The organism is Streptomyces sp. NRRL WC-3549 (assembly GCF_000721935.1).
Lineage (GTDB): Bacteria > Actinomycetota > Actinomycetes > Streptomycetales > Streptomycetaceae > Streptomyces.
Window position 1 is genome coordinate 12,403 of record NZ_KL585426.1, and the last position, 4,720, is coordinate 17,122.

At 72.1% G+C, this 4,720-nt stretch carries 5 protein-coding genes and 1 pseudogene; 2 read left to right on the forward strand and 4 right to left on the reverse strand.

Going from position 1 to position 4,720, the window contains the following annotated elements:
- Positions 1-3: 3 nt before the first annotated feature.
- From IH13_RS0128430 to IH13_RS0128440, 3 genes are all read right to left on the reverse strand, one after another.
- A complete protein-coding gene (locus IH13_RS0128430; protein WP_031088857.1) occupies positions 4-900 on the reverse strand; it encodes a chitosanase in 897 nt (298 codons plus the stop codon).
- 110 nt (positions 901-1,010) lie between these two features.
- Positions 1,011-1,985 (reverse strand): acyl-ACP desaturase, encoded by a 975-nt coding sequence (locus IH13_RS0128435; RefSeq protein WP_031088858.1) that lies wholly within the window; start codon positions 1,983-1,985, stop codon positions 1,011-1,013.
- 372 nt (positions 1,986-2,357) lie between these two features.
- The gene (locus tag IH13_RS0128440; protein WP_031088859.1) at positions 2,358-2,774 is read right to left on the reverse strand and encodes a spore wall synthesis regulator SsgD; all 417 of its coding nucleotides are present in this window, start codon (positions 2,772-2,774) and stop codon (positions 2,358-2,360) included.
- A 412-nt stretch (positions 2,775-3,186) separates the two neighbouring features.
- On the opposite strand from IH13_RS0128440, the gene IH13_RS0128445 reads away from it, so the two are divergent.
- Positions 3,187-3,864 carry an endonuclease V gene (locus IH13_RS0128445; RefSeq protein ID WP_031088861.1) on the forward strand — a complete coding sequence of 226 codons (678 nt, stop codon included), beginning with the start codon at positions 3,187-3,189 and terminating at the stop codon, positions 3,862-3,864.
- Between the two features lie 80 nt (positions 3,865-3,944).
- Positions 3,945-4,091 carry a morphogenic membrane protein MmpA gene (mmpA, locus tag IH13_RS45670; protein WP_014049624.1) on the forward strand — a complete coding sequence of 49 codons (147 nt, stop codon included), beginning with the start codon at positions 3,945-3,947 and terminating at the stop codon, positions 4,089-4,091.
- Between the two features lie 102 nt (positions 4,092-4,193).
- On the opposite strand, the pseudogene IH13_RS0128455 reads toward mmpA, so the two are convergent.
- A pseudogene (locus IH13_RS0128455) lies at positions 4,194-4,720 on the reverse strand (saccharopine dehydrogenase); the annotation flags it as partial.

Genomic DNA, 4,720 nt, shown 5'->3' on the forward strand with positions numbered 1-4,720 from the left:
GCGTCACGGGATGCGGAAGCTCTCCCCGTACATCCGCCAGACCAGAGGGGTGCGCAGCTCCAGATTGCCGGCGCGGAGGAACACCCGCTGGGCGGTGTCGATGCGGCTGGTGTCGCGCTGCACCGTGCGGGCCCTGATGGCGATCCGGCTCTTGTCGAGGAACGCGTCCAGGTACGCCGTCTCGTCGCCGCCCTCGGCGGCCGTGTCCGCCTCGGTCATCGCCGCGTCGCGGATGCCGTAGAAGCCGTTCGCCTCCAGTCCCGGGCCGTGCAGGACCATGGCGTCGTAGTAGATGAACTGGCCGAGGGTGCCCAGACCGTCCACCTTCGCCAGCCGCACCGCTGGGTCGAAGTACAGCCGGTCGCGCGTCCGGTCCTGCGCGGTGCGGAACGTCTTGTCCTCGGCGGCCTCGCGCCAGGCGTCGGTGAATCCGGGGTCGAGCCCCTCGTGCGAGTCGCCGCCGTCCACCGCGCGGAGCGCCGGGAGGTACCGGGCGAGCGGATTGTCCGGCTGCTCGTCCGTGTAGGACTCGACCAGTTGCAGCATGTCGTTCGTGCCGGAGCAGAAGCCGACGATTCCGGCGGTGTAGCCGTTGCCGTCACCGAGGTCCTCGATCGCGCCGTACTGGCTGCGCCACTCCAGGGTGGAGGCGTCCGCGCTCGACACCAGCCGGGAGGCGATCTCCTTCATCTCGGGTGCGGCGAGCCCGGGCGGCAGCGCGTCGATCTTCTCGGAGTCCTCCGCGGCCGGTTCGGCGGCCTCCGGAGCGTCCTGGTCCGACTGCTTCGCACCGGCACCGGCGGCCTGGGGTATGAGCTCGGGGGGCTCGGAGTCGCCGCCGCTGAACAGGATCGAACCGGCGATGACGATCGGCACGCCGAAGAGAACAAGACGGGTCACTGGCTTCACCGGCACAGGGTACGTTCCGTACGCCTGTCGGGTCAGCCGCTCCGGTCCGAGCGCGGAGGGGTGGACCCGCGCGCATCCGCGCGGTCCCACCCCTCCGGTGGTCAGGCCCCGGCGCGGGCCGCCATGCGCGCCTTGCGGGCGGCCAGCCTCTCGTCGAACTTCGCCGCCTCGCTGTCGAGTCCGCCCATGTACAGGCCGAGCTCCTCCTGCGCCTTGAGGCCCTCCGGCCCCAGGCCGTCGATGTCGAGCACCTTGAGGAAGCGCAGCACGGGCTGGATCACGTCGTCGTGGTGGATGCGCATGTTGTAGATCTCGCCGATGGCCATCTGCGCGGCGGCCCGCTCGAAGCCGGGCATCCCGTGGCCGGGCATCCGGAAGTTGACGACGACGTCGCGTACGGCCTGCATGGTCAGGTCGGGGGCGAGCTCGAAGGCCGCGCCGAGCAGATTGCGGTAGAAGACCATGTGCAGGTTCTCGTCGGTCGCGATGCGGGCCAGCATCCGGTCGCACACCGGGTCACCGGACTGGTGGCCGGTGTTGCGGTGGGAGACGCGGGTGGCCAGCTCCTGGAAGGCGACGTACGCCACGGAGTGCAGCATGGAGTGGCGGTTGTCGGACTCGAAGCCCTCCGCCATGTGCGCCATGCGGAACTGTTCGAGCTTGTCCGGGTCCACGGCGCGCGAGGTGAGCAGGTAGTCGCGCATCACGATGCCGTGCCGGCCCTCCTCGGCCGTCCAGCGGTGCACCCAGGTGCCCCAGGCGCCGTCCCGGCCGAAGAGCGTGGCGATCTCGTGGTGGTAGCTGGGGAGGTTGTCCTCGGTCAGCAGGTTCACCACGAGGGCGATCTTGCCGATGTCGGTGACCTTGGACTGGTCGCGCTGCCACGCCTCGCCGTCCTCGAAGAGGCCGGGGAAATTGCGGCCGTCGGAGAACGGCACGTACTCGTGGGGCATCCAGTCCTTGGCGACCTTGAGATGGCGGTTGAGCTCCTTCTCGACCACCTCTTCCAGGGCGTGGAGCAGGTGGGCGTCGGTCCACGCTTTGGAACTGCCGAGGTGGGGAGAGGTGATCGTCACGGGGTACTCCTGGGGACGGGAGAATTTACCTACGGGTACGTAGGTTACGTGACCGTAGGTTAAGGCGGCGGTAAGCTGATATCCAAGCCCGGCCTTCGTGGTGCCCGATTGCGTACCGTTATCAGCGCAGGTGGGAGGCGGTGAACGAGGGGCCGGTCCACGCTCCGCCGGTCGGTGCGCCAGGGTCGCCCCGGAAGGCCCGGCGAGCGGGCGTGGCGGTGGATGCGGTGGAGAGGCGCGCGCGTGGGGGCCCGGGGGCGTGCGGCGGCGCGGCGGGTGTGGTCCGCGGGACGTGGAGCGGTGGCGCGGGCGGTGGTGGTGAGGCCGCGGGCGGCCCGGGCCGCCCGCGGACGCGGTCCGGGGCCGGGCCGGTCAGCCGGTGCCGTCGAGCAGTTCCGTGAGGTCGCGGTCCATGTCGAGGAAGCGGAACTCCTCGCCCGGCGGCACCAGTCGCTGGGCCCGCTCCAGGAAACGGCGCAGCTCGGCGGTGCGGACGTGCACCATGGCGATGCCCTCGACGGCGTGGAACTCCAGCACCGTGCGGTCGTACCCGAAGGGCCGCACCCGTACGTCGCCCATCCCGGCCGGGGTGTTCATCCCGGTGGCCAGCAGATCGCGGGAGAACTCCCAGGACACCTCGGTGCCTTCCAGGGTCGCCGACCCGGGGAAGGCCATGCGGACGGCGAAGGGGTCCTTGCGGTCGTAGTGCAGGGTGGCGGGCAGGGTCTCCATCCGCGGAGCGGACGCCACCATGCGGGCCTGCACGGACTGCTCGATAACGCTGGACAAGACCTGCTCCCTCTCATCGTCGTACGAACGGATCCCGGCATGGGAGTAGACGCCGGAACGCCTCGATCCGTGCACCGGTGCGGGGCGTGAGCTGCATCACCGCTCGATTCCCCCTGACCCCCTGCCCCGTTTCGGCCGACGCATCCTGGGTCGGCGGGGAGCGCTCCTCATCTCTCCGGTGCCGCGTCAGCCAGGGGCTGCCCGTGCAGGGGCCGGCACGGCCGGTCGCCGCACCAGTGCCGCTTCCGGCGAGATTCGCCCCGTCGCGCCGCTCAGCACGCACGCTCGCCGCGTCGGCCGAAAGTCCTGGTGGCTCCGCTACGAGGACTCCCGGCCGCCTTGCGATCGCACGCCCCGGACGACGCTCCTCCGGGGCAGACACGGCCGGTGGCCGCACTAGACTGGGCGGATCATGACGACCTTCCCGATGCCGGCGGACGAGGCCGAAGCCCGTGCCGTGCAGGACGCGTTGCGCGCCGGGGTGGTGCTCGACGAGAGCGGGCCGCCGCCCGGAACCGGCCACGTCACCGGTGTCGACGTCGCCTACGACGAGGGGCGGGATATCGTGGTCGCGGCGGCCGTCGTGCTGGACGCGGGGACCCTGGAGGTGGTCGCCGAGTCCACCGCGCGCGGCCGGGTGAGTTTCCCGTACGTCCCCGGGCTGCTGGCCTTCCGGGAGATCCCCACGGTGCTCGCCGCGCTGGAGGGGCTCTCCGTCGACCCGGGGCTCGTCGTCTGTGACGGGTACGGGCTGGCCCACCCGCGCCGGTTCGGCCTGGCCAGCCACCTCGGCGTGCTCACCGGCCTGCCCGCCATCGGCGTCGCGAAGAACCCGTTCACCTTCCGCCACGCGCAACCGGGGCCCCGTCGCGGCGACTTCAGCCCGCTGATGGACGAAGGCGAGGAGGTGGGGCGGGCGTTGCGCACCCAGGACGGCACCAAGCCCGTCTTCGTCTCCGTCGGCCACCGCACCGGGCTGGACAACGCCTGCGCCCACACCCTCGCGCTGGCCCGCGACTTCCGCCAGCCGGAGACCACCCGCCGGGCCGACGCCCTGTGCCGTTCGGCGTTGCGGGAGGCCGTCGCCTGAGCGCGGCGGCGCGGTGATTGTTGCCGACTGGGGACACGACCGCATGTTGTTCGTCGAACATCCAGGGCAGGCTGGTACGCATGATCGACCACAACACGCCTCGCATGAGCACCGGAACCGTACGCCTCTCCCAGCGTGGCGTCGCCGTGGGCATGACCCTCGGCGTCGTCGCGGGAGCCGCCTGGACCGTCTCCATGGTCTGCACGCTCGCGTCCTGGATGCTCTGAGCTTCCAGGGCCCTCCGGGGACATCCGGGCTCGGCGCGCGAAGGACCGGCCACCCGGCCGGACCCCGACCCCCGGGCCCCGCGCCCGCCGCGGCCCGTCGGCTCAGACCCGGAAGCGGATCCCCGCCGACCGCAGCCGGTCCAGCAGCGCGTCGCCCATCGCCTCGGCCGTCGTGACCTGCCCCGATGTCGGGGGAAGGTCGTCCATGGCCAGGCACAGCGCCGCGTGGGCGAGCATGTTCGCCGTCTCGTCGTAGCCCGGGTCGCCGCCCGAGACCTCCGTGAAGACCCGCCGGCCGCCGCCCTCCCCGACGAAGCGGACCGTGAACCAGCTGCGCCGCCTGCGCTCCTCGCCCGGGCCGGAGCCCGCTTCGTAGCGGCTCGTCAGCCAGTCGCGCAGTGCGGGCACCTGGGCGGCACCGGCCAGCGCGCCGAACGCCGCGACGCCCCCGATCGCCATCGGCAGGTGCCTCACCGAGGCGAAGTGGCGGTAGCGGAAGTCGGGGCCGTAGCGTTCCAGCGCCCGCGCCGAGCGTTCCACCACCCGCGGGTCCAGGGTCGGCAGCGGCAGCGCCCAGGTGCCGGTCGCCGGGCTGAAGTGCGCGGATCCCCGCGTGGCGCGGGCCCGGC

Bases quoted from the DNA above. Each gene is read 5' to 3' on its own strand.
- IH13_RS0128445 (WP_031088861.1), top strand. From the start codon at position 3,187: ATGACGACCTTCCCGATGCCGGCGGACGAGGCCGAAGCCCGTGCCGTG.
- mmpA (WP_014049624.1), top strand. From the start codon at position 3,945: ATGATCGACCACAACACGCCTCGCATGAGCACCGGAACCGTACGCCTC.